The 22,979-nt window shown below is 59.6% G+C and carries 25 protein-coding genes and 1 pseudogene; 18 read left to right on the top strand and 8 right to left on the bottom strand.

The features are described from left to right. Positions 1 to 167: 167 nt before the first annotated feature. Positions 168 to 1,325 carry an alanine racemase gene (locus M1D89_RS01675; RefSeq protein WP_498643476.1) on the bottom strand — a complete coding sequence of 386 codons (1,158 nt, stop codon included), beginning with the start codon at positions 1,323 to 1,325 and terminating at the stop codon, positions 168 to 170. Between the two features lie 232 nt (positions 1,326 to 1,557). On the opposite strand from M1D89_RS01675, the gene M1D89_RS01670 reads away from it, so the two are divergent. Together M1D89_RS01670 and M1D89_RS01665 are read left to right on the top strand one after the other, a co-directional pair. After that, positions 1,558 to 2,181 (top strand): helix-turn-helix transcriptional regulator, encoded by a 624-nt coding sequence (locus M1D89_RS01670; RefSeq protein WP_498643930.1) that lies wholly within the window; start codon positions 1,558 to 1,560, stop codon positions 2,179 to 2,181. A gap of 5 nt (positions 2,182 to 2,186) precedes the next feature. Beyond that, complete coding sequence (locus M1D89_RS01665) at positions 2,187 to 2,627, top strand: RidA family protein (RefSeq protein WP_498643474.1); 441 nt, start codon at positions 2,187 to 2,189, stop codon at positions 2,625 to 2,627. A gap of 562 nt (positions 2,628 to 3,189) precedes the next feature. On the opposite strand, the gene M1D89_RS01660 is transcribed toward M1D89_RS01665, so the two are convergent. Genes M1D89_RS01660 through M1D89_RS01650 form a run of 3 tightly spaced genes read right to left on the bottom strand, consistent with a single transcriptional unit; the run spans position 3,190 to position 6,899 of the window. Then, a complete protein-coding gene (locus M1D89_RS01660; protein ID WP_498643472.1) occupies positions 3,190 to 4,539 on the bottom strand; it encodes an MFS transporter in 1,350 nt (449 codons plus the stop codon). Positions 4,540 to 4,548: 9 nt separating this feature from the next. Continuing rightward, entirely contained in the window at positions 4,549 to 5,985 is a 1,437-nt protein-coding gene (locus M1D89_RS01655; protein WP_498643470.1) for an amidase family protein, read from the bottom strand. Further along, positions 5,982 to 6,899, bottom strand: a complete 918-nt coding sequence (locus M1D89_RS01650; protein ID WP_498643468.1) for a ketopantoate reductase family protein — start codon at positions 6,897 to 6,899, stop codon at positions 5,982 to 5,984. The genes M1D89_RS01655 and M1D89_RS01650 overlap by 4 nt, the downstream gene beginning before the upstream one ends. Before the next feature lie 258 nt (positions 6,900 to 7,157). Here M1D89_RS01650 and mdlC point away from each other — a divergent pair, with 258 nt between their 5' ends. Beyond that, entirely contained in the window at positions 7,158 to 8,801 is a 1,644-nt protein-coding gene (mdlC, locus tag M1D89_RS01645) for a benzoylformate decarboxylase (RefSeq protein ID WP_498643466.1), read from the top strand. 75 nt (positions 8,802 to 8,876) lie between these two features. After that, the gene (locus M1D89_RS01640; RefSeq protein WP_498643464.1) at positions 8,877 to 10,370 is read left to right on the top strand and encodes an aldehyde dehydrogenase family protein; all 1,494 of its coding nucleotides are present in this window, start codon (positions 8,877 to 8,879) and stop codon (positions 10,368 to 10,370) included. Between the two features lie 100 nt (positions 10,371 to 10,470). Here M1D89_RS01640 and M1D89_RS01635 read toward each other — a convergent pair whose 3' ends face one another. The 3 genes from M1D89_RS01635 to M1D89_RS01625 all read right to left on the bottom strand — a co-directional run bounded on the left by M1D89_RS01635 (position 10,471) and on the right by M1D89_RS01625 (position 12,646). After that, positions 10,471 to 11,382, bottom strand: a complete 912-nt coding sequence (locus tag M1D89_RS01635; protein ID WP_498643462.1) for a LysR family transcriptional regulator — start codon at positions 11,380 to 11,382, stop codon at positions 10,471 to 10,473. Positions 11,383 to 11,651: 269 nt separating this feature from the next. Further along, positions 11,652 to 12,065 carry a MarR family winged helix-turn-helix transcriptional regulator gene (locus tag M1D89_RS01630; protein ID WP_498643460.1) on the bottom strand — a complete coding sequence of 138 codons (414 nt, stop codon included), beginning with the start codon at positions 12,063 to 12,065 and terminating at the stop codon, positions 11,652 to 11,654. A gap of 113 nt (positions 12,066 to 12,178) precedes the next feature. Next, positions 12,179 to 12,646, bottom strand: a complete 468-nt coding sequence (locus tag M1D89_RS01625) for a DUF4383 domain-containing protein (RefSeq protein ID WP_498643458.1) — start codon at positions 12,644 to 12,646, stop codon at positions 12,179 to 12,181. A gap of 278 nt (positions 12,647 to 12,924) precedes the next feature. Here M1D89_RS01625 and M1D89_RS01620 point away from each other — a divergent pair, with 278 nt between their 5' ends. From M1D89_RS01620 to M1D89_RS01585, 8 genes and pseudogenes are all read left to right on the top strand, one after another. Continuing rightward, positions 12,925 to 13,200: a hypothetical protein gene (locus M1D89_RS01620; RefSeq protein WP_498643456.1), complete on the top strand. Its 276-nt coding sequence runs from the start codon at positions 12,925 to 12,927 to the stop codon at positions 13,198 to 13,200. 204 nt (positions 13,201 to 13,404) lie between these two features. Next, positions 13,405 to 13,833 (top strand): annotated as a pseudogene (locus tag M1D89_RS01615) (GAF domain-containing protein); the annotation flags it as partial. Positions 13,834 to 13,949: 116 nt separating this feature from the next. Continuing rightward, entirely contained in the window at positions 13,950 to 14,141 is a 192-nt protein-coding gene (locus M1D89_RS01610; protein ID WP_498643454.1) for an ANTAR domain-containing protein, read from the top strand. 710 nt (positions 14,142 to 14,851) lie between these two features. Beyond that, a complete protein-coding gene (locus M1D89_RS01605; protein ID WP_498643452.1) occupies positions 14,852 to 15,079 on the top strand; it encodes a hypothetical protein in 228 nt (75 codons plus the stop codon). A gap of 65 nt (positions 15,080 to 15,144) precedes the next feature. Then, complete coding sequence (locus tag M1D89_RS01600) at positions 15,145 to 15,357, top strand: ANTAR domain-containing protein (protein ID WP_498643450.1); 213 nt, start codon at positions 15,145 to 15,147, stop codon at positions 15,355 to 15,357. A 142-nt stretch (positions 15,358 to 15,499) separates the two neighbouring features. Next, positions 15,500 to 16,222, top strand: coding sequence for an ANTAR domain-containing protein (locus M1D89_RS01595; protein ID WP_498643448.1), 723 nt, complete (start codon positions 15,500 to 15,502; stop codon positions 16,220 to 16,222). Beyond that, positions 16,215 to 16,559, top strand: a complete 345-nt coding sequence (locus tag M1D89_RS01590; RefSeq protein ID WP_498643446.1) for a hypothetical protein — start codon at positions 16,215 to 16,217, stop codon at positions 16,557 to 16,559. The genes M1D89_RS01595 and M1D89_RS01590 overlap by 8 nt, the downstream gene beginning before the upstream one ends. Next, positions 16,549 to 17,301, top strand: a complete 753-nt coding sequence (locus M1D89_RS01585; protein ID WP_498643444.1) for a GAF and ANTAR domain-containing protein — start codon at positions 16,549 to 16,551, stop codon at positions 17,299 to 17,301. Before M1D89_RS01590 ends, M1D89_RS01585 begins: the two co-directional genes overlap by 11 nt. A 105-nt stretch (positions 17,302 to 17,406) precedes the next feature. On the opposite strand, the gene M1D89_RS01580 is transcribed toward M1D89_RS01585, so the two are convergent. Continuing rightward, entirely contained in the window at positions 17,407 to 17,616 is a 210-nt protein-coding gene (locus M1D89_RS01580; protein WP_498643442.1) for a hypothetical protein, read from the bottom strand. A 247-nt stretch (positions 17,617 to 17,863) separates the two neighbouring features. On the opposite strand from M1D89_RS01580, the gene M1D89_RS01575 reads away from it, so the two are divergent. The 6 genes from M1D89_RS01575 to M1D89_RS01550 all read left to right on the top strand — a co-directional run bounded on the left by M1D89_RS01575 (position 17,864) and on the right by M1D89_RS01550 (position 22,892). Further along, positions 17,864 to 18,064: a hypothetical protein gene (locus M1D89_RS01575; RefSeq protein WP_498643440.1), complete on the top strand. Its 201-nt coding sequence runs from the start codon at positions 17,864 to 17,866 to the stop codon at positions 18,062 to 18,064. A gap of 31 nt (positions 18,065 to 18,095) precedes the next feature. Then, positions 18,096 to 18,320, top strand: coding sequence for a DUF2188 domain-containing protein (locus tag M1D89_RS01570; RefSeq protein WP_498643438.1), 225 nt, complete (start codon positions 18,096 to 18,098; stop codon positions 18,318 to 18,320). Between the two features lie 427 nt (positions 18,321 to 18,747). After that, positions 18,748 to 19,011, top strand: a complete 264-nt coding sequence (locus M1D89_RS01565; RefSeq protein ID WP_498643436.1) for a hypothetical protein — start codon at positions 18,748 to 18,750, stop codon at positions 19,009 to 19,011. A 125-nt stretch (positions 19,012 to 19,136) separates the two neighbouring features. Then, positions 19,137 to 20,219, top strand: coding sequence for an alpha/beta hydrolase (locus M1D89_RS01560; RefSeq protein WP_498643434.1), 1,083 nt, complete (start codon positions 19,137 to 19,139; stop codon positions 20,217 to 20,219). Positions 20,220 to 20,943: 724 nt separating this feature from the next. After that, entirely contained in the window at positions 20,944 to 21,888 is a 945-nt protein-coding gene (gene bla, locus M1D89_RS01555) for a class A beta-lactamase (RefSeq protein WP_498643432.1), read from the top strand. Between the two features lie 623 nt (positions 21,889 to 22,511). After that, the gene (locus M1D89_RS01550) at positions 22,512 to 22,892 is read left to right on the top strand and encodes a DUF7793 family protein (protein ID WP_498643430.1); all 381 of its coding nucleotides are present in this window, start codon (positions 22,512 to 22,514) and stop codon (positions 22,890 to 22,892) included. Positions 22,893 to 22,979: the final 87 nt, after the last annotated feature.

The following is a 22,979-nucleotide window of genomic DNA, read 5'->3' as shown; positions in this document are numbered from 1 at the left end:
GCAGTTGGATGTTTTCTTGCTGGACGTGTGCCGTCCCTAGTGACAGCTCCGAGATGTTGATTCAGCGGGCACTAGCGTGCTGATGGGCAGCCAGGTCTTCGCCAGAGGATTGCGCATGTGAGTTCGCTTTAGGGCTAGTCTCGGGGCGCTTTGACGGGGATTTATCCTCACCATCCCTGCACCCTCTCCCAGGTCTTGGTGATGGAAAGCGACTCGCCTTCGACCACGCTGTACCTTGCATGCTGGATGCCCATTGCACATGCATGGTTGGGCAGAATGCGGACTCTAGTTCCCACGGGTAGGTCCGGGAGGGTGGAGTCAGTGCCGGGACGAACTGATAAGACGCCGTGCTCTTGGCTGGCGCCGGTCATCAGTAGGTCCTCGATTAGTTCGCCACCAATGTCTGCCACTAGCCCGTAGCCCTGGTCGATTGCCTGAGCTGCAGTTCCGCGGTCACGGGAGGTTGCGGTCCAGCCTCCATCGGTCAATATCCAGCCCTTTTCGGGCCGATGTCCTATGACGGTGACAACGGCTGACAGCGCGATGTCCTCGATTGCGCAGACCCCGATGCCGGCCATGACCAGGTCAAAGAAGACGAAATTGCCGGCCCTGACTTCAGTGACGCCCGACAAGTCACGAATGGCATGCGCCGTGGGCGTCGAACCTATGCTGACGACGGGAGCGTTATGGCCGGCAGTGCGCAATTTCATGGCCATACCGACAGCTATCCTTCGCTCGTTCTCGGCAGCTTCGGCGAGCTCATCAGCGGTATAGCAGAAGTAGGATTCCCCTGCGTGAGCAAGAACGCCTCGGAGTTCCGCACCACCACGCTCCAGGATCTTACCGATAACAAGGGCGGCGGGATCATCGAGAAGTACACCGCCCCGGTGCCCGTCACAATCAACTTCAAGCAGCGCCGGAATGCTGATTCCGGTCTCGGACGAAGCCTGAGCCACAGCATTGGCCTGCTCAACACTGTCCAGTAAGACGACCAGGTCGACGCCTTGACGACGAAGAGCGAGCACTCGCTCCAGTTTGTCGGGTGAAATCCCTACTGCGTAGACGATGTCCATAAACCCGTCCGCCGCGAAGCCTTCCGCCTCTGCAAGGGTGGAAACAGTGATGGGGCCAGGCTCGCCCGCCCAAATCTTACGCGTCACGTCCGTTGACTTCGACGTCTTCACATGCGGTCTTAGGCCGACCTGGAATTGGTCCAGGTGCTGCCTAAGGCGGCCGATGTTCCTGTCGACCTTGAACTCATCCAAAGCCAGGAACGGGGTGCTTGGATCAAGTAAGGTCGCGGGGCCCGGAGTGGAAATATCCACGGTTCACTCCTTCTGTCTCGGGACGATGTTGCCCCGCTTACATTTTGTCGACTACAAGACAGTTTGTAAATAGTCTGAATAGACAATACGTAAAAGTTTCGACAGAATGCAATAGGCGCTGATGAGAGAACCAAGTCGACAAGACCAGGTGCAGCTCCTTGGAGAGGCTTTGCCATCATGGCTGCTGCTTCGAACCATGACTGCAGCAACACCTGACTGAGTGGGAGAAATGATGACACATTCGGAGACCGAGCACCTTTTGGCCGAGCTCGACAAGATCACCACTGCCCTTGGGCGGACGTTTCCCGGGCTGTGTGAAGTAGTACTCCACGACCTGCGAGATCCTCTGCACACCGTCAGGACTATCGAAAACAACATTTCCGGACGCCACCCGGGGGATTCCGCAACCGAACTGGGCCTAGTCCGGATACAAGATCCCAACTTCCCGGCTGTGCTGCAGAACTATGCGAACAACTTCCCCGACGGCCGCGCCTCCAAGAGCACCTCTATCGGGATCAAGGACCGGGATGGCAACTACATTGCAGCCCTGTGCCTCAACGTCGATGTCTCTCTACTCAATACCCTCACCTACCAGCTTTCCGCACTCACCAGAATCGACCAAGCCCCTTCAGTCAAAGAGAACCTGCGGCCCAAAGGCCTGCAGGAAATCCGCGATTTTATCTCCAGCTACGCCGCAGAGCGCGGTAAAACACCTCAAAGTCTGGATCCAGAATCCACCAGAGCCCTCACGCGGCAGCTTCGCGATGAAGGCTACATGGATGTCAAGAAGTCCGTCCCTACTGTCAGCGAAGCCATAGGCGTCTCGCGGGCAACCATATACAACTACTTGAAGTGAGCCTGATGAAACACATAGACCAAGTTCCCCTGCCGCGGCAGATCAACGCGGACGGCCTCATAGCCCCACTGGGCAAGTACAGCCACGTCACCATAGCCAACGGTATGGCCTTCGTTTCCGGCCAACTTCCCATCAATACCGAGGGTGAGCCCGTCACTAACGCACCATTCTCTCGGCAGGTACAGCAGACTCTCGCAAATGTTGACGCCTGTCTCCTGTCAGCTGGTCTTTCGCGGGAAGACCTTGTGCAGGTCCGCGTCTACGTCACGGAAATTGCCGACTGGAAAGCCTTCGATGACATATACGGAGATTGGATCGGCAGCCATCGCCCCGCCAGGGCTGTTGCCGGTGTCAAAGAACTGCACTATGGCGCTGCCGTAGAAGTTGAAGCCGTAGCATGCATACCGGATTCCCCACGAACTGGCGAGTTCGAAAATGACTCCTAGGCCGGAATCACCAATACTCCTCGATTGATGATCCGTTTACGGGCACCTGTGCGGGATCGATTGACAGCCGGAAAAGGCGCCAGCCAACAATCAAGTCCATGATGGGGGAGTGCGTTCGGCTACGGCGGGTTCCAGTTTCAAGGAAAGCGGGACGTGGTTCTTGGCCGTCCAATCGCTGTGAGGAGGAGCGGTGTTGTCATGGCGGGCTTTGTGCATCGTCCATCTGAACAGGCGGTCGGGGATCGACCGGATGTATCTGCGGGCTGCCATGGACAGTCCGACGACACTTGCTACCAAGAGTGGGCCGACGATGTTGGCTCCCAGTCGAGTTTGGCTCCAGTTGGCGAATCCGGCCAATAGGTTTAGGTCGGTTCATGTAGCACACCCTGGAGGTGCGGCACCTTGCAGCTAATGAAGTGATCCCTCCCGCTGAGCTTTCCGTGCCGTCCAGGACATATGTGCTTTTACCTTTCCAGTGCGATGCCGAAGAGCTGTGATGAGCAAAACCGCCGGGCGATGCCTGTAGAGGCACCGCCCGGCGGTTTTGCTCATAGACGGGTCGTTACTTCATTGCGGACTTCGTGGATGTTGCGGTGCCTTTGAAGCTCATGTCCGGGAAGCCTTTGAAGTAGGTGTCTTTGAGCAGTAGGAGGCTGAGCAGGGAGATCCCGACAAAGGCGATGACGTACACACCGATGGAGATGATGCTTCCGGTGGATTCGAGCAACCATTCGGCGATGACAGGAGCGAATCCTCCGCCGACTATTCCTCCGATGGCGTAGGGGAGTGAGGCTGCGGTGTAGCGCAGGTGGGCGGGGAAAAGTTCCGCGAACATCGCGCTTTGCGGGCCGTAGGAGAGTCCCAAGGAAATGGCAAGAATGAACACGCCAATGGCCAGGTTGATGGTTGAGCGTGTGTTGATGAGCAGGAACATGGGGATGATCCATACGCCCATGAGTGCGTAGCCGATGGCCATGACGCGTTTGCGTCCTGCCCGGTCGGACCAGATGCCTCCCAGAACGGTGGAGCCGATCCATACAAGCGAGGCCAGCATCAGGACAAACAGAGTGGTTCCGGGATCCATTTGCAGCTGGTTCGCGGTGTAGGAGAGAAGGTAGCCGATGAGGATGTAGCCGGAGAGGATATTTGCCACGAAAGATCCGCCGGCGAGGAACATCTGCCAGCCGTGGTGTTGGACGGCCTCTTTGAGCGGTACCCGTACTTCGGCGTTCGATTCCTTCATTTGGGCGAAGGCGGGGCTCTCCGAAATGGAGGTCCGGATTTTCAGTCCTATGAGGACCAGGACAACGGAGATGAAGAAGGGTACGCGCCATCCCCACGCCATGAATTGTTCGGGTGTGGTCAGGGCCTGCATCAGGAAGAACACACCGGTGGACAGCACCAGACCGGAGGGGGTGCCGATCTGAGAGAAGATTCCGTAGAAGCCACGTCGGTGGGCGGGAGCGTACTCGATGGACATCAATGCCGCCCCGCCCCATTCACCACCGGTGCTCAGCCCTTGCATGAAGCGGAAGATGACCAGCAGGATTGGGGCTGCAAGACCAATTTGGTCGTAGGTCGGGAGCAGACCCATACCGAGGCTGGCGATTCCCATAACGGCCAAGGTCGCAACGAGTGTGGCTTTGCGTCCGTATCGGTCTCCGAAGTGCCCGGCGATGATGCCGCCCAGGGGGCTGGCGATAAAGCTGGCGGCAACCGAGCCGAGGGACACGATGAGGGCGTTGGGGCCCAGCGCTCCGAAGTACTGGGTGCTGAAAATCAGTCCGGCAGCTGAGATGTAGGCGAAAGAGAGGTACCACTCGATGGTGGAGCCGATCCCGCTGGCGAAACGAACACGGAATAGTTCCGCCTTCGTTGGGCCAGTGAAGACTGGCAGGGCATTTGTTGTCATGGTGTTTTCCTATGCGACAGGAGAATGCTTGTGAACGGGTACGAGTTGTGTGGGGGAGGCGACATCAAGGATCAGCGGCGCGAGTTGCGTTGCAAGGTCCAGTAGCTGGTCGTCGGCTTCAGGGGGGTAGGTGAGTTCGATCCCGACGGGCAATCCCGTTTCGGGTCCTCGCCCCACGGGGAGGGAAATTCCGGGGAGTCCTATGGTCCCGCCGAAATCACAATGGCGGATGAGAGTAGTGAAGGTTGGAACGAGGCGGCCGTTGAGGGCCAGTGTTTCGCCGTCTTCCAGTTTTGGGGCTACCACCGGTGTGGTGGGGTAAATCAGGCCGGAAGCTCCGGCATGATGCAGACGGGCAGCCAGTTCGCGACGGAGCGCGTCTCGTTCAATCAGGGCGGCACGGTATTTCTTCGGAGAGACCGAACCCATGCCGTTCCTCATGGCCAGGGCCACGTCGGGTTCACTGATTTGTTCGAGTAGTTCCGCCAGTGAAATCCGGCCTTGTTCCTGGAGGTACGTTTCGATGGCCGAACCAGCTTCACCCCAGACGAGTGTCAAGGCGATGTCCTGGGCGCGGTCGAGAAGGTCCTGGCCCGATAGCGCGACGATCCGCACTCCGCTTTGGATGAGTTTCTGTTGTGTGGATTCGAACACCGCTGACACGTCGGGTTCGAGGTCTTGAAGGTGAGAGGGAATGAGTCCGAGCGTCACTGTGGTGTCGGCTCTTCTTTCCTTCTTACGGGGCTGCCCGGAAAGAACGGCGTCGACTGTGACGATGTCCTCCATGCTGCGGGCGATCGGGCCGGCGGCGTCCCGGGTGGGGGAGAGGGGGACAGCACCTCCTTGGGGGTACCGGCCCACGGATGGTCGGAAGCCGATTACCCCGCACAGGGCAGCAGGTACCCGGATGGAACCGCCGGTGTCAGCGCCGATGCTCACGGGTGCAATTCCCAAAGCCACGGCTGAGGCTGCTCCGCCGCTGCTGCCGCCGCAGATGCGTTCCGGATTCCACGGGTTTTTCGGTGTTCCGTGGACGCCGTTCCGCGAGGTCCCGCCGAGGGAGAGTTCATGCATGACGGTTTTCGCCAGAATGTTTGCGCCCGCGTCCAGCAACCGCTGAATAAGTGGGGCGGTGGAGCCGGCAATATTTGCCGACAGGGCAGGGGTTCCCGCCGTGGTCGGCATGCCTTCGACGTCGAAGCTGTCTTTGACGAGCACGGGAACACCGTTGAGCGGGCCTTGCTGCGGTGTCGCCGCGCCTGGGTGCATTGCTGCCACCGCGTTGTAGGTACTGACTTGCCCGGCCCGGGCCTGAAGCGCCTGGCGATAGAGCTGTGGAGAGAGCCGGTGTGAGTTGATAAGACTGAGTGCTTGAGTGGCCGTCAGATCCACCAGGGCGGAGCGATCTACGCCGCCTGTTTCGGGCTGCAAAGCCACATCGTTCATGGCTTGCTCCCTGAGGACGTTACGGCGCGCAAGAGTTCACAGAGTGTCTGCAGTACGGGGGTTGCTGCTCCGTTTTCCTGGCCGATGCGCACTACGCCGCCTCCGATCGAGTCAATCTCCGTCGGCCTGCCGGCTTCCCGGTCAAGAAGCATGGAGGTTTTGTGGTGGGTATGGTGCATGAAGGCGTTCTCCATCGCGGCGTCTATTCGGTCCGTTGAAATGGAGATCTGCAGGGAGCTGGCGACGGCGACAGTTTCCGCGATCACGGATGCAACGATCCCGCGGGCATGGGGATCGTCGCCGATCTGACCCACGGTCATTCCTGTCACTGCGCTAAGGGTATTCAAAGCAGAATTGAACGCTACTTTCTCCCACACGGGTACACGGATGTCCGGTTCCGCTGCGGCGTTCAGCCCGGCTGAGTCCAACAGGGCGGCCACTGCAGGCAGGCTCGGGGATGGATCCAACGAACCCAGCCGCACCTTTCCGCTGCTGTGACTGACCACCACTCCGGGGCCCTTCAAGTCGGCCGGAAAGTCCGTAATTCCCAACAGCGCCCGGGCCTGCCCAAACCAATTCTGCAGAACCTCCGCGTTCCCCAAGCCGTTCTGAAGGGTCAGCCCACAGCTTTCCGAAGCTATGAGGTGGCTGACGGAGGCCACAGCAGCATTGGTGTGGAAGCTTTTGGTGAAGACGATGAAAAGATCCATCGGTTCTGTCAGGTCAGCAGCCCGGGCAGCTCTGGCCGGTACGTGCTCGGTCCCCATATCCGTTGTCAGGGTGACGCCGTTGTCATTGAGGGTGTCAATGGTCTGTTGGTTGGTATCCAAAAAGACAACATCGTTTCCTGCGAGCAGCAGCCGGGCGCCGAAGAGCTGGCCCATGGCACCGGACCCCACAATTGCGGTTTTCATAAGGACTCTCCCAAGGTGGCCTGGAAGGTGGAAGGAATGAACATTCTTCGAGAGTAAGGTTGCCGACCCAATCAAGCCACTAAATATTTTTTCTAAAGCACATAGGTTCTATCTATTAGGGTGTTCAATGGAAGATCCTTCTCAGTGCTTGTACGCCCGGCTGGCCGGATCAATGCTTTCTATGGGAATCAGCAAAAATATTTAGTGGTCCGATGGTCCCTTTCGGGCTTACGGTCGGGAAGAGGGAAAGGAAACCACATGACAGCTATTACCCAGTCCGCTGATAAAGCGGCACCCCATGGAGACGAAGCGGTCCGTACCGTTGCCGAGGCCAGCTTCGAACTTTTACGGCAAAACGGCTTGACGACCATCTTCGGCAACCCCGGATCGAACGAGCTGCCCTTTCTGGGGGCGATGCCTGAGGACTTCCGCTACATACTGGGCCTGCATGAGGGCGTGGTAATGGGCATGGCAGATGGTTATGCCCAGGCATCGGGCACGGCCGCGTTCGTGAATCTGCATGCCGCGTCGGGCACGGGCAATGCCATGGGCGCCCTAACGAATGCATGGTACTCCCACACTCCTTTGGTCATCACCGCCGGGCAGCAGGTCCGCACTACCATCGGTATGGAATCAATGCTTTCCAACGTTGATGCGACCACGTTGCCGCGCCCCTTGGTCAAGTACAGCGCAGAGCCCGCCTCGCCGGTGGACGTCCCCCGCACACTGGCCCAGGCTGTCCACACCGCAGCCCAGGACCCGAAAGGACCGGTTTATGTTTCGATTCCCTACGATGATTGGGACACCGAAGCAGGCCACGCAAGCGAACACCTCTCGGGACGGCATGTCCACACCGCCGGTGCCCTCACCCCGGACCAGGTAGACCATCTCGTTTCTGCCCTGTCCGAGGCCGCCAACCCGGTGCTGGTACTGGGCCCGGACGTTGACGCGGCCAAAGCCAACCACAACGCGGTGATCCTGGCCGAAAAATTGGGGATGCCGGTGTGGGTTGCCCCTTCGGCTCCACGCTGTCCCTTCCCGACTCGTCACCCCCACTTCCAAGGGGTGCTTCCGGCCTCGGTCCAAGGCATCTCCGCCCTCCTCGACGGCCACGACCTCATCGTCGTCGTAGGAGCACCGGTCTTCAGATACCACCAGCACCAACCCGGCCGATTCCTCCCCGAGGGGTCAAGGTTGCTGCATATCACCTGCGACCCATCGGAAGCGGCGCGCGCCCCCATGGGCGACGCCTTCGTGGCAGACATCGCAGAGGCCATGAAAGCTCTGGCCGCCGACGTCCCCACCATTCAGCGACAAGCGCCGGACCCTCGCACCATCCGGCCAGCCGCAACCGGCTTCGACCAAGCACTCACGCCGGAAGAAGTCTTCGATGCCATCAATCTGCTGGCACCCGAAGACGCCGTCTTCGTCAATGAGGCCACCTCGACGGTCGGTGAACTGTGGGACCGGATTGAAATGAGACACCCCGGGAGCTACTTCTTTCCAGCTTCGGGCGGCTTGGGTTTTGGGATGCCGGCCGCAGTTGGCGTGCAGCTGGCCTGCCCTGACCGGCGCGTCATCGGAATCATTGGTGATGGGTCGGCGAACTATGGCATCACCGCGCTTTGGACCGCTGCGCAGGAACGTATTCCCACGGTGTTCATCATCCTGAACAACGGTACTTACGGTGCCCTCAGGGCGTTCGCGAAGCTGCTGAACGCCGGAGAAGTATCCGGTCTGGATGTTCCCGGAATCGACTTCCGCGCCCTGGCGCACGGCTACGGCGTCAGCGCCGTCCGCACTCCCACTCTGGAGTCCTTCAAGGCAGAACTTCAAGCCGCCCTTCAAGCAGATTCTCCGACTCTCATTGAAGTCCCCACCACTACCATCAGCCCCTTCTGATACTGCACAAGCCTCGGTTCCAAAACCTCAACGCCCGCAGTATCGAACCCCGTTACAGTCTGGAAAGGGAAAACCATGACAACCCAAATAGAGATAGAGACAGCACCGCTGACCGCCTGGGTGCCTCAACAGCAGTTCATAGCCGGCAAGTGGAGGAAAGGGACGTCCGGGAAGGAGCTGACGCTCACCAACCCATATACCCAAGACAGCTTGGGCACCATCCGGCAAGCCTCCATCGCTGACGTCGACGACGCCTACAGGTCCGCGTCCGCGGCGCAACCCCAATGGGCTGCCACGCCGCCTGCAGTCCGCCAAGAGGTAATGCTGCGCGCAGCGCAGATCCTGCAGGAACGCCACGAACAGATCGTCAACTGGCTGGTTGCCGAATCAGGCAGCACGGTTCTCAAAGCCACCGTAGAGGTCGCAGCGGCCCGGGCGATCACCCTCGAAGCAGCTTCCTACCCCTACCGCGTCCAGGGCCGAATCATGGAATCGAATATCCCGGGGAAGGAGAACCGGGTATACCGGGGACCGCTGGGCGTTGTCGGAGTCATCAGCCCTTGGAACTTCCCTCTTCACCTCTCACAGCGTTCAGTAGCACCGGCTCTGGCCCTGGGCAACGCCGTTGTGCTCAAACCTGCCAGTGATACCGCCGTCACAGGCGGGTTGATCGTAGCCAAAATATTCGAAGAAGCCGGCCTGCCGGCCGGTGTCCTGAACGTCGTCGTAGGATCCGGCAGCGAAATCGGCGATGCCTTCGTCGAACACGAAGTACCGGCGCTGATTTCCTTTACCGGTTCAACCCCCGTGGGGCAGAACGTCGCCAGGATCGCCAGCAGCGGCCGGCACCTCAAGCATGTGGCCCTGGAACTGGGAGGCAACAGCCCCTTTGTGGTGCTTGAAGACGCTGACCTGGACCAAGCCGTACGCGCTGCCGCCATGGGAAAGTTCCTGCACCAAGGACAGATCTGCATGGCCGTGAACCGGATCATCGTCGTCGATGCCGTCTACGATGAGTTCGTTCGCCGTTTCACGGAGCACGTGCGAACCATCAAAGTTGGAGACCCTGCTGATCCCGCCACTGTAGTGGGACCTGTCATCAACAACTCGCAGCGTAACGGCTTGCTGGAGAAGATACGCACAGCAAAGGCAGAGGGCGCAAGAGTCGTCCTGGACGGTGAAATAGCTGGATTCCTGGTTCCCCCACACGTATTCGCTGACGTCACTCCACAGATGGAAATCGCCCGCGAGGAAATCTTCGGGCCACTGGTGGGTATTCAACGCGTGAGGGATGAAGCTGAAGCTCTGGAATCGGCCAACGACACCGAGTACGGCCTGGCCAGCGCAGTCTTCACCGCTGACATCGAAAGAGGCGTAGCGTTTGCCCGCCGCATCAAGGCCGGCATGACCCATATCAACGACATCCCCGTCAACGACGAAGCCCACGTGTCCTTCGGAGGCGAAGGCAACTCCGGCCTGGGCAGGTTCAACGGCGAATGGGCCATTGATGAGTTCACCACCGATCACTGGATCAGCGTCCAGCACAGCTCACGCCATTACCCCTTCTAGAAAGAGCCACACTCAAACGTGAGGGACGGAAGCGTGGCTTCCGCCCCTCACGTTTGCCTAACCACGGAACAAGTTCCGCCCAGCAAATGTTTCGGTTTCATCAGGGCATCGATACAACCTCGGCCTCACTCAAAGACCGGGTAAGAACATCCAGGAACCACGCAATGGCCGGGGAACGCGTTTGGGTTCCTTGCCAATAGAGGTTCACGTTGAAGCTTTGAAGATCGAACGGCAGTTCCTTCACCACCACCGGCCATAACCTGCCAAAGGACCTCGCCACCCGCAAGGGAACGATTACCGCCAGATCGCTGTTGGCAAGTACACCGGGCAAGACGGAAAAATGATGAACACGGAGGCTGACTTCACGTTCGACCCCGATGGAACTCAACGCCGCGTCGACCTGGGCATGCCCGCTAGATCGGTCAATGACGACATGCCGCAGGCCCTTGAACTCTTCCAAGGTCATGGTCGTCCCGGGCCCGGCCAAACGGGCCGGAAGGACACAAACGTAACGCTCTTGCGAAATCACCTGCCGATGAGCCTGACCAGGGAAATCAATGCTTGCGATGGCTGCATCAACTTCCCCCCGCTCCAGCCAATCCGGCACACGGTCAATCTGCATCGGTACGACATCAAGGGATACCCCGGGAGCTTCGCTCATGAGATGGTTCACGATTGAGGGAAGAAAAGTCAGTTCACCGAGATCTGAAAGGCAAAGGCGGAACGTCCGGTTCGAAGCCATCGGATCAAACAACGTCAGGCTCTCCACCGCCAGATCGATTTCGTTCACGGAGCGTTTGAAAACCTCGAACAGCTCAACAGCACGCGCCGTGGGATGCATACCTTCCGGTCCACGGATGAATAGGGGATCAGCCAATTGCTTGCGCAGCTGAGACAGCGCATAGCTAACCGACGGCTGTGTCACCGACAAGACAGAAGCGGTCCTGGTCAAGCTTCCCGTCTCGAATATGAGATTGAAAATCCTGACGAGACGTAAATCGAGGCTAGCCACCGCTCAATCGTAGCTGCCGCACTCTGAACCCACGGACCCCTATCAATGCTGCACTTCATATGCGCAAGTGCCTAGTCTTATCAGCTAACTGGGCAGCGCCCCACTCTTGGAGGTTCCACTTCTAAGGCACTGGGGCACCGGGAGACCCCCTGGTTGTCGCGTTCGCGGGCTACGGCGGAAGAAGGGCGGAGTGGCAGCCAGGCGTCGTTGCGGCACTGAATGTCTGTTCCGATGGTCAGCTCAGAAGAGGCAGAGGTGGGCCCATGCGCTCAGTCGTCTTTGGGTGCGTTGAGCACAATGTTTTCCAGCTCGTCCCGCAGGCCGTCGGGATCGACGTCAAAGTCTGCCAGGACTTCAAGTTCCAAGGCGTGGGCCTCGTGAAGCAGTTGTTTGCCTGTGTCCGTGATGGAAACGTAGTGACTGTTGCGGTTCCCTGGCCGGCGATTTATGTACCCTCGGGACTCGAGTTTCAGCAGTGTCGGGCCCAGAGTCTGGGCCCGCACGTGAATAACGTGGGCAAGGCCCGCCTGTGTGATGGGTCCCGTGGCCGCCACCGCATCCAAGGCGATCACTGCCGCGTACGTTAGCCCGAGGTTGCGTAATTTTCTGTTCAATCCTTGCTCGACAAGCCGGGCTGCAGTGTAGAGCAATCTGCTGGTGGGCCAGCGCTTTACATCAGGCATCGGCGGGTCCGAAAACTGGTCGAGAGGGCGTCAGAATACTGGAAGCGTCAGGACTACTGGAAGGTAAGCGCCGCCCCCGTCGGGTCCGGAGTCCGTGCACAGTATGTCGGGTCTCACCGGCCGGTCGTGGTTGCGGGTCGTCCTGTGGTTGTCCGTCGGCTGAGGGCCAAGCCCAGGGCAAGCATGCCCACGCCCAGGAGCAGATGAAGCCAGTTGTCGGCGTTGTTGACAGGGACGAAGTTTGCGGTGGATTCCTGGTCGATGAATAGGCCATAGAGCCATAGCACCAGGTAAACAGCGCCACCACCGATTAGGTAATTGCGGGCCTGGCCCGCGGTTCGGGCCATAAGGATACCCGCTACCCCGAAGAGCAGGTGGACGATGTTATGCAGGATCGAGACCTGGAAAATCCCCAGCAGCACGGCATCGGAGGTGTGGCCGGCGAAGGATAGAGTTTCGTAGTTTGAGGTGACCCCAGGGATGAAGCCAAGGACCCCTACAAGGAGAAAGACGGCACCTACGATCTGTGCTGCTCGCTGAATCGGGGTGCGGGTCCGGGCGGGGTTATGGGTAGGTGTCATTTGTTCTCCTCCATCACAAGAGCTTGTAACCGAATGAAGCCTCAGGCAAATCCCGATATACGGCAATAATAAGGCTCCTTAGTACTCTTCGCCAGCACTTCTCGGGCCTTGGACCACCATGGCTCACAGTTGGCCGCAAACCTTTTGGGATGACGAGGAAATGCACCCTTGCCTCAAGGGTAGTAAGGGTGCTTAGCTTAATTACCGCCCGGTGCTCCACCTTCGGCAAGAGCCGGGCGGTCCAACCCCACAGAACGGCCGGATCTTCGAGAGCAGGCATGGCAACACAGCATGACTCGGTCGGCCCCGAGCCTCCAAGCACCAATCCCCTGAACCTGTCTTCGAGTTCGATGGGCTTGCCTCCCGCCGAAGCGATAGATGCGCGGACGTCAACGCCGGTCCCTGTGGATGCTGGCCGCGATTCGTTCGCGTCTTTGTCCGGGCATCAGGGGCCTCTGCTGAGGCACAACCCGGTTACGGAGCAGCTGGTGATGGTTGGTAAACGGAGGGAACGGGCCGAGGCCCGGCTTGAGGACCAGTTACGTGCAACCTAGACAGCTCATCCCTAGCCAGGCCAGTGGCACCCAAGTTATTTTTTTTTGGGTCAACGTCGTGTTCGGACCTCAGGAGAGGCACGAGCCCATGGCTCGGTAGCACAGCGCCTAACCGGAAACCAGGGGTGCTTTTGCGCGCTTCGTCGTAGACTGAAGGTCCGTTGAGCAGTCGGCGGCCCTTATCTGTTTGTGAGTGAGGCCGCCATGTCTTTCGAGTACCCGATGCCGCGGGTTGAGAGTGTTGCTGATCATCTTCAGGACCTTGTTTTGGAGTGCGGGGATGTTGAGGATTTCCTCAAGGAACTTGCCGCGTTTTCGGCATCGAATCTTTCTGGTGATCTGTTGTGCAGCGTGACGTTGGTGCGGCGCAAGAAGCCTGTGACGGTCGGCCCCAGTCACCCGCTGGTCACGCAGCTTGATGAGCTGCAGTACGGCATCGGGGGAGGACCCTGCCTGTCCGCGGTCAAGGCCCAGACCACGGTACACGTCCCCGATGTCCGGCAGGAGCGCCGCTGGCCAAAGTACATGTCCGTGGTCTGGGCTGCCGGCGTTGGCTCGATGCTCGCCGTGCCACTTCCCCTGGAAGGAGAGGCGAACGCAGCCCTGAACCTCTACGCGCCGCGGACCGAAGCGTTCACCGCCTCTGATATTGAGGCTGCGGAGTCCTACGCGGCCCGGGCTTCGAAGGTGCTGAGGATGGCGACCCGGGTTTCGCAACTGGTCGAGGACCGAAAAACCTGCTGGCTGCGATGGAATCCCGCACTGTCATTGACCTGGCTGTCGGCGCGATCATGGCCCAGAACCGATGCAGCCAGGCAGAGGCTTTACGGATCCTCCGGATTGCCTCCAGCACCCGTAACGTGAAGCTCCGCGCCGTCGCAGCGAAAGTGGTTGCCTCCATCACCCACGACCCGAACGTCCTGACCCACTTCGACGCCTGAGCCTGAACCGCAGACGTCGCCCTTTTCAGAAGGAGCCGAGGCGCGGGGGTACAGCAGCCGATGGCGTTCTTGACGGCTCACCAAGATCAAGGGTCTTCCTGGGCCGAGGCGAGGACTTCGAGGTCAAAGGCGTCAGATCCTCGAGAACAACCCACGCTTCCTTCCGGCACTCATCCAACTCGGCGGAGTTGCAACGCGGTTCAGCTTGCCTGCGGGCGTTGGAAGTGCGAAGGGCTTACCATCCGGGTGCGTTTGGGTTCGTCCTGCCGTCGTCCGTCGGCTAAGACCCAGCATGCCGACGCCCGGGATTGGCCAGCATTTTCCGTCGGCTTCAAATCCCTTTATCCGGCCCGCCCGGGGCGGCAACGCTTGAGATCGAAGCCCCCTACAGTGGGGTAGTTGGCTTGATCGTCGCCCGATGCTCTACGCCTCGGCAGGAGCCGGAGGGCGATCCACGAGAGGGCCGTGAACAGGCGGAGACTTTAAGGGACCGCGGTGAGTACAGGCTGCTCCAAGGGTTCCGTTCTCAGGCTCTACGCGAAGCCCCAGCGGCAGTGTCCGGAGAGACCGGAACCGCCACCGTCCCACTTTCAAGGAGGGGCGCCTACCCAGGGGTATCTATGGCTTCGCGCGTGTGTCATGCTGAACTGTGTCTATACCGAGGCGCTAACCACACGGCGGACTAAGTTTCCGTCTCTAAAGAGGCCTCCATGCAAGACGCTCACCGCATCGCGAAAGCGCTGATATCGGACAAGACCATCACCTTGGATGAACTCTGGACCCAATGGTGGGCCAACGGAGGATGGGCGGGACCAAACGACTTCGGCATCTACTTGGGAGCCCCTGCCTGGTCTGACTCCTTTGATCTGCATGTCCTCGCTTGGGCCTTGATAGACCTTGGATGCGATAGCCCCTTGGATCAGACCGCACGGGGATAACGCTGCGCCGGGGTGCCTGCTATCAGCGTGAAAACCTCTGGTGCCTACAGAAACGAGGCCCCTTTATGGCCAAGGACCACCCGGCACCCATGCCGGATCATCTCCATTTGTTGCTGCAATCGCGTGCTGTTGTTGATGCCGCTGTGGCACGGATCATGGCGCAGAACCGGTGCAGCCGCGGCATGGCGTTAGCATTCATGCAAACGACTGCAAGACGTCGTCACAGTCGTGTCCAGGACGTAGCCAAACAGATTCTGGCCAAAGGGGAGCACCTCTAATAAAAGCCCCGGTTATCGACGACAGTGAGAGGCTGTAGAAGCTATCCTGAGGGTAAGCCAACCTTCCAGGGTTTGGTCCCTTGGGTTTGGCAGTAGGCCTTTTAGCCGGGCAGTCATATGTCCTCTGTAGAAGGCACGCCCAATGACCCAGCAATTACCGTTGGATGAACTGACACTCACTCTTGCCCGTATCAAGGGTCTGCTCCTGACAGAGGACAAGGTTGACCGGGCAGTCCAGCTCCTGGCCGAGGGAATCCGTGACGCTTTCCCCGGAAGCGTCGGGGCGGGGGTGTCGCTCCTGGACGAGCAGGGCCGCAGGACCAGCACCGGGACCACCAATGAAGTGGCCGCTTTGGCTGATCAAGCCCAGTACGAACTCGGCGAGGGACCTTGCCTCACTGCCTGGGCCTCAGAACACTCCGTTGTCATTTACGACCTCAGCACCGAAGACCGCTGGCCGGCCTGGACCCAGGCAGTGGCCGAGCTGCCGATTCGATCGGTGATCAGTTCCCCGTTGCTGGTCGGAACCCGCAGCCTGGGAGCGCTGAAGATTTACTCCGACGTCCCGGAAGCGTACGACACCGCGACGACCCGGCCTTTGGAGAAGTTCGCCTCTACCGCGGCGATCCTGCTCGATAACATCCAAACCGCTGAGGCGCCCTTACGGTTCAACGAAGCACTCAGCGAAGCCCTGGCAAGCAGGGACAACATCAACCGGGCCCAAGGAGCGCTGATGCAACTCCACGGCTTGGGAGAAGAAGAAGCTTTCCGGGAGTTGCTCAAACGTTCCCGTACCAACCGGCAGTCCCTCGTTGATGTCAGTGAAGGGATTCTGGACCGCAGCAGGAACGACCGGCATGGCTGAAGCGGGGAACAATCAGCCCGAATCACGCCCCGTCTCTGAACAGGAACAGATCAGGGGGTTGAAGGTTGCTCTGAAGGAATCAGATATCTCTGTGGAGGAGTTGTGGCTGAAGTACTTCAGCATTGGTGGGAACATTGGCGAGTACGAGGTCGATGCCTACGTCGAGACCTCGTTTCCGCTGCCGCCACTGGAACGGGACCTCTTGGCCCACGCCGCGAATGAACTGATCGACGAACTCCGTTCCCGCCCCAAAGCCCCCTACGCGGACGGGAATCCGACCTCCGGGGTACCGGACAGCACGAACAACATCGAAAATCGAGATCACCATGCCGACTGAGCATGAAACCACCGAGGGTACTGAAGGCGCCAGGGCGACTGAGCACCTCCAGGACCTCGCCCTGGCCTCCGAAGATGTTGGAGAATTCCTCCAGGAACTAGCCTTGCTCTCCGCCAACGTCCTATCGGAGAAGAATGATCTGCTGAGCTCAGTGACGCTGAAACGACGGAAGAAACCCGTCACGGTTGCCTTCAGCACACCACAAGCGAAGGATCTTGACGAGCTGCAGTATGGGGCCGGTACCGGCCCGTGCCTGACGGCCCTTGATGGGCAAGCCACCATCCACGTCCCTGACGTCCGCGAAGAAACCCGATGGCCCGATTACACACCTACAGCATCGGCCAAGGGCGTCGGGTCCATCCTGGCTGTACCAGTTCCCCTAGAAGGTGAGGCCGCTGCCGCGCTGAATCTCTACGCCACCAGAACACACGCCTTCAGCGGTCCGAAAATCCAGGAGGCAGAGTCTCTCGCCGGCCAAGTATCAAGAACTCTGCGCATCGCGGTACGAATCTCTCAACTTACCGAGGACAGAAGGAACCTGCTGGCCGCGATGCAATCCCGCACGGCCATCGATATGGCCGTTGGGGCGATCATGGCTCAAAACCGCTGCAGTCAGGAAGCAGCCATGAAAATCCTCCGGATCGCCTCCAGCGGCCGTAACATCAAGCTGCGCGACGTCGCGGCCGTAATCGTCACCTCCATCGCCAGAGACCCGACGGTACTGACCCACTTCGACGACTAATCGAGAGCCCCATTGCGGCGCACAGTGTTCCAGAATCTGCTCGACCATCGCCTTGTTATTTCCATCAGTTGCTGGGCAGCGTCCCATTCTTTGGCTGTTCCACTTCTAAGGAAGTGGAACACCATTGCCGTCGACCTGCGGAACTGCGCGGTAAGCGCAGCGGCTCTTGTTCGAATGCGAAGCCGTAGGTGTTTCGGTGGGGGACCTGGGAGAGACGGCTTCGAGATCATCGAGCTGCCCGCCGTTGAAAATGCCGTTTGCGGCGTCCATCTCGGCTCGACGGAGCACATTGCAGAAAGCTGGCAAGCGCTTCACGCTGAGATCCTCGCTCGAGGGCTTGTCCACTCAGGGCCATGCCGAGACCTATACGTCCGAGCCATCTCAGAGGATCAGTCCGACTGGGTGACCGAGCTGCAGCAGCCTGTTCGTCGCGGCTGACTTAGGCAAGGAAAAGTCTTTTCGCCAATTCTAAGGATGCTTATCATTAAGTACCGGTCCGGTTCCTTCATTCTTCCTGTGTGAATCGGGGCTGGTCCAACGGCACCCAGGAACTGAGGCGATCATGGAAACGAGCACACTGGAGCCTGTGGGAGAAGGCGGGGAACAACGGCAAAGCAGCCCTCGTCCTATGGCTCCCTTGGCGCACCATAACCCGGTGACGGAACAGCTGCGCGTGGTGGGTAAACGCCGTGAGGCGGCGGAAGCCCAGCTTGAACGACGACTCCGTTCACCCCATGAGAGCACTACGAAGACCAACCCTTAGGGACGGACCGATCCGCAGAAGGGAAACATTGGTGAAGCCAGGGGTTGAGACCTACAACCAGGACGGGCAGTGGAGAAGCCGACGTCAGGGCTCGGATGGACCCTTCGCCGTCGGCGGGACCAAGGCTGAGCAGCAGCAGCGTGGGCAGGACGCGGCCCGGCGGGACGGTGTTGAGCACATCATCAGAAACCTGGACGGCACGATTGATCGTACGAACTTTTACGGCAGCGACCTTAACCCGCCCAACGACCACTAGCGCCGAGCGGAGCTCATCACCTACGCGGCCCGGTGCCCAATCCATTGCTAGAACAGGTTCCAGACATCTCTCATGAGCCAAACGAGTCCATAAGTCACGAGAAATGGGGGAATGAGAGAGAATCCATGTGCCATGCATTTTTCGTTTCGCCATGTCAATCCTCTCGGTAGCCCGTAGATGGCTCTATGTTCCCTTGACGAGACTAACCCTGGAAGTATCCCGTCAGAGGTGTTCCGGTGCTAAGGAAAAGGGACGCGGCAACTCGATTCGCTGTTAGCCGACGAGGCTTCTGTGCGGAAAGCGCCTGCCTGAGAGATTGGTTCTTCCCCTTGTCGGGAGACAGTAAGGATGCTTAGCTTTAAGTGCCGGCCCGGGTCCTTCCTCATGTCTCCGGCAGGAGCCGCGGCCGGTCCAATGCTGCCCAGTCTTGGTCGACGATTGGGACCTTTCGGCCAAGGTTCCGCGGGCGTACAGAGGGTTCGCACCTATCGTCAATGGTCATGGACTGATCCTGATTCACTTGGTCTCCATTTGGGCCACGAATACCTCTGTGATCCCGCCCTTTGCCGGTCCGGAGGCTTTAGGACAGGTGCGGCTCTTCATTACTGGCCCACTCGTCGACGCAGCGATTGCGGGTTTCACGTACGCAATGTTCTTCCCCAACACCCAAGACGTCGTCCTGGAGCGCTAGGGAACCAAGGGTGGGCGGGCCCGCGCCGCCGCACGCTAGACCTACCGTGCCGCCAAGATATCCCTTCCGCGGACTCCCTTCGGCCTTAGCATGGTCCAGAGATGCGCCGACCGGGGGAGTGTGTGATGGGGCCGTTGGAATCGATCCAAGCCAGCACGAAGAAAAGTGAGCCAACCCGGAAGGGTTCATCATCGAAGGCCCCGCGGAAGCGATGGTCGCGGCTGAAGAAACTTGAGCTGGCGATTCTGCTGGTGCTGATCGTCGCGCTGGCACTTTCGGCCACGCCCTGGCCCTCGGCAATGCTGATTCGAAGTGTTTTTGAGCGCGGAGCCCAGGCAACCATCGACGAAATGACGCCGTACGTGCCGGATACACCGCTGCAGACCCAGGACGGCGTCGTGTACAAGCCGGGTTCCACCTTTGACGTGTTCAGCCCTGCAGGCACCACCGCCCCTCTCCCTACTGTGGTGTGGATTCACGGGGGTGCCTGGATCTCCGGTGCCCAGCGGGATGTAAATCCGTATCTTCAAATCATTGCTGCTGAGGGCTACACCACCATCGGCCTGAGCTACCCGATTGCCCCCGAGGCCACCTACCCCACCGCGGTGCGGGACATCAACGAAGCTCTTGCCTATATCAAGGCCCATGCCGCCGAGCTGAACGTCGACACCAGCCGAATCGTCCTGGCCGGCGACTCCGCCGGCGCCCAACTCGCGAGCCAGATGACCACGCTCACTGTGAACCCCGAGTACGCCAACCTGATGGGAATCCAACCTGCGTTACAGAAGTCCGATCTGGCAGCCACCATCCTGCACTGCGGCGTCTACGACCTCCGGGCCATGGCGGATCTCAGCGGGATCGTGGCCTGGGGCTTCAAGACCTCCCTCTGGGCCTACACGGGCACCAAGGACTGGTCCGCCACCTACGCTGGTGCCACCATGTCCACCATCGACTTCGTGACCGACGACTTCCCTCCCACCTTCATCAGCGGCGGCAACGGTGACGGGCTCACGTGGCTCCAGTCCGTTCCCTACAGCAACCGGCTGAAGGATGCCGGCGTTCCAGTGACCGAGCTCTTTTGGCCCGCTACGCACGAGCCTGAACTTCCGCATGAGTACCAGTTCCACCTGAATTTTGACGAGGCGAGGCAGGCGCGGGACAAGACCTTCGACTTCCTCTCCACACACGCGGCACGGAAGATCTCCTAGCACCATGCACGCACTGATCCTGATCGGATTAGGCAGCCGTGGTGTGGACCTTCAGGATCCTCCTGGCTCTGAAACGGCTGGCCCGCGTCCAGGACAAAGTCCAGATACCCAACCGCCCCGACCCGGAGCCTCAAGAAGAGACCACGACGCACATACTTGCAGGGACGGACCATGGGCCCAAAAACGATGAATAGTGTGCGTACAAGCCCATATAAGGGACGACGCTCCACGGGGGCGGCCAGCAACTGCGCAGCCAAGATGGGACGCTGTCTTCAAAGAGGATACGACTTTGGAAGTATCCCGCTGGCGTCGCTGGGCGTTGAAGCGTCAGCTCTGATTTGGTCGTGCGATTCTAGGCTGGCTTTGGAACCAGCTCCCATCGATGAGCCGTTGCCGGAGCGCAAGGTTGGATGAGAGGTTGCCTTTACGGACCGAGGGTTTTGAAGCCGACGAGGCTGGGGGAGAGCTTCCGGGGAAGCTCGTCGCCGTCGACTTCTAGATCCGTAAACTCTGCGCTGGGATCGAATCACCCGTACCGTGAACCCGGTGGTGCGGCGGCTGTTGGGATACAGCCTCCATCCCGTAGGCCCGGGGATCCACTGCCGAGCAGACATCACAGCAAAGCTGGTGGAAGGTCATGTGCCTGCCAGCCGTCGATGACTTCTCGACGCCGTGGCAGTCTTTTTGCTTTGCACGCACCAGGGCATTCCCCCAGACTGGTGGCATGGAACCAACCGATGCCTTCGGCCCCAGAGACCGGAAGTTCGCGCCGACACGTCGCGGAACCTTCTTGCTTGGCGCGGGAGTGCTCGCAACCTCATTGGTCGCCACGGGCAGCCCGGCATCCGCCCAAGAGAAGCTGTCCGGGAAAGGGCGCGCCCGTCCGCATCTGGACCGGTCGATCGCCGCCCTTGAATCGGCTCAGGGCGTCACGATAGGGATCGCCGCGGGCCGATGGGGACAGTCTGCTTATACATATCGTGGCAGTGAAGCGTTCCCGATGTGCTCTCTTTTCAAGACCCTCGCTGTTGCCCGACTGCTGCAAGACCACGCGTACGATGATGAGTTGTGGAAGCGCCGAATTCTGTTCCGTGAGGATCAGATCGTGGAAAACTCCGTGATTTGCGCCGCCGACGGGGACCGGGACATGAGCGTGGAAGAGCTCGCCGACGCTGCCCTGCGTTTCAGCGACAACACGGCCGGAAATCTCCTGCTCGAACTGATCGGCGGTCCAGCCCAGATAGGCCCATATGCGCGAGCTCTTGGCGCCTACTCCACACGTCTGGACCGCTGGGAACCGGAGCTCAACGAGGCGATCCCCGATGACCCCCGGGATACGAGCACACCCTCTGATATCCATAAACTCTACGAGGCCCTCCTGCTCGGCGACGCCTTGAGTACCCTCGGTCAGGCCCGTCTTCGCGCCTGGATGCTCCGTAATACCACCGCCGGCAAGCGGCTAGGAGCTGCCGAGCCACCTGGGGCTGAACTCGCGGACAAGACAGGTGCCGGCGATTACGGAGTCGTTAACGACGCGGGCGTTGTATGGCAGGAAGGCCGTCCACCGCTAACACTTGCTGTGATGACCAAGACGGAAGATCCGGATGCGGTCAACAACAATGACATCCTCGCCCGCGTTGGCCAGCTACTTTTCGCGGAGCTTCTCTAACGAAGGCTCCGCACTGCTCCGAGGACGAGGATCAGCCTAATTACGCTCTCCGGCAGATCCCCGGTACGTGCAAGTAATTGGGTTGTTTCTCCGCCACCGCTTTGGCCTATTCAATGAGTTTGAGCTCGGCTGGTTCCGGCCGCAGGGCACTGCACGCAGGCATCGATCTTGGACATCGGCGCTACCGCGCTGCACCCAGATTTGAAGCATAGAAGGTCAGGGCAGATGGCTCACGAGCGTTTGGGAGGTAGGGGCGCCTTGATGTCGTTCTGCGCATCTCAGCGTGTTAGTCCGCAACGAGCTGAAAATTCTCTGGGTGGTGCGTCACGTTTTCGGTTTTCGGAGGTTTTATTAGTGACGGTGTTCACCGGCGCGGTGGTGTAGATGCCCTTCGCCCCTCGTGCCGGGGAAATCGTCACTTAGGAATGGGAACCCGTGATTCCTGCGGATTTACGGGTTTCCATTCCGGAACCGTCGTCGCACCGGAAATACGTCCCAGGAGGCGTGTTCTACCGGGTTTCGGGCAATCATGCAGTGATGCGAGTATCTGGTTTGTCCGTTCGATGGCCAATCACCGGCCCCCCGGTTATCCTTGGTCTCACCGGATGCTGTGGGGAGCAGAAATGGAAACAGTTGCTGTTGGTGGGAAGGGCGCGATCGGGCTCGGGGCTGAAGGAATAATTCATCTCGCCTGGAAGCCGGGAATTGTTCTGGAAGCAGAGGACGTGCATGTGGCCATGGCGATGGTCAATGAGATCGCCGGGCACCGTGAACTGCCGATGCTGGTCGATATGGGCAGTACCCATGCTGTTACCCGTCAGGCTAAGTCGGTTTTTGTCATTCCGTGTGCCGCTTCGCGCATTGCCTTGCTGGGCTCGAGTGCGGTGGATCGGGTCATCGCCAATTACACCATTGGACGGCAACATGGATTGCCGTGTCCTACCCGGTTCTTCACTTCCCGGAGCGAGGCTATCAGTTGGCTACTCAAAACCACGGATTCCTGACCAATGCACCCCTTGGTCCTGATCGTACTGGTGTTATTTGTAGCCGTGGCCTGGGTATCGGGCATCTTGATGGCTCTCATCCGATTG

The sequence above is a fragment of the Arthrobacter sp. D3-18 genome, assembly GCF_054408525.1.
Note: the sequence above shows the minus strand (reverse complement) of the source record. Positions and strands in the feature narration are given on the sequence as shown.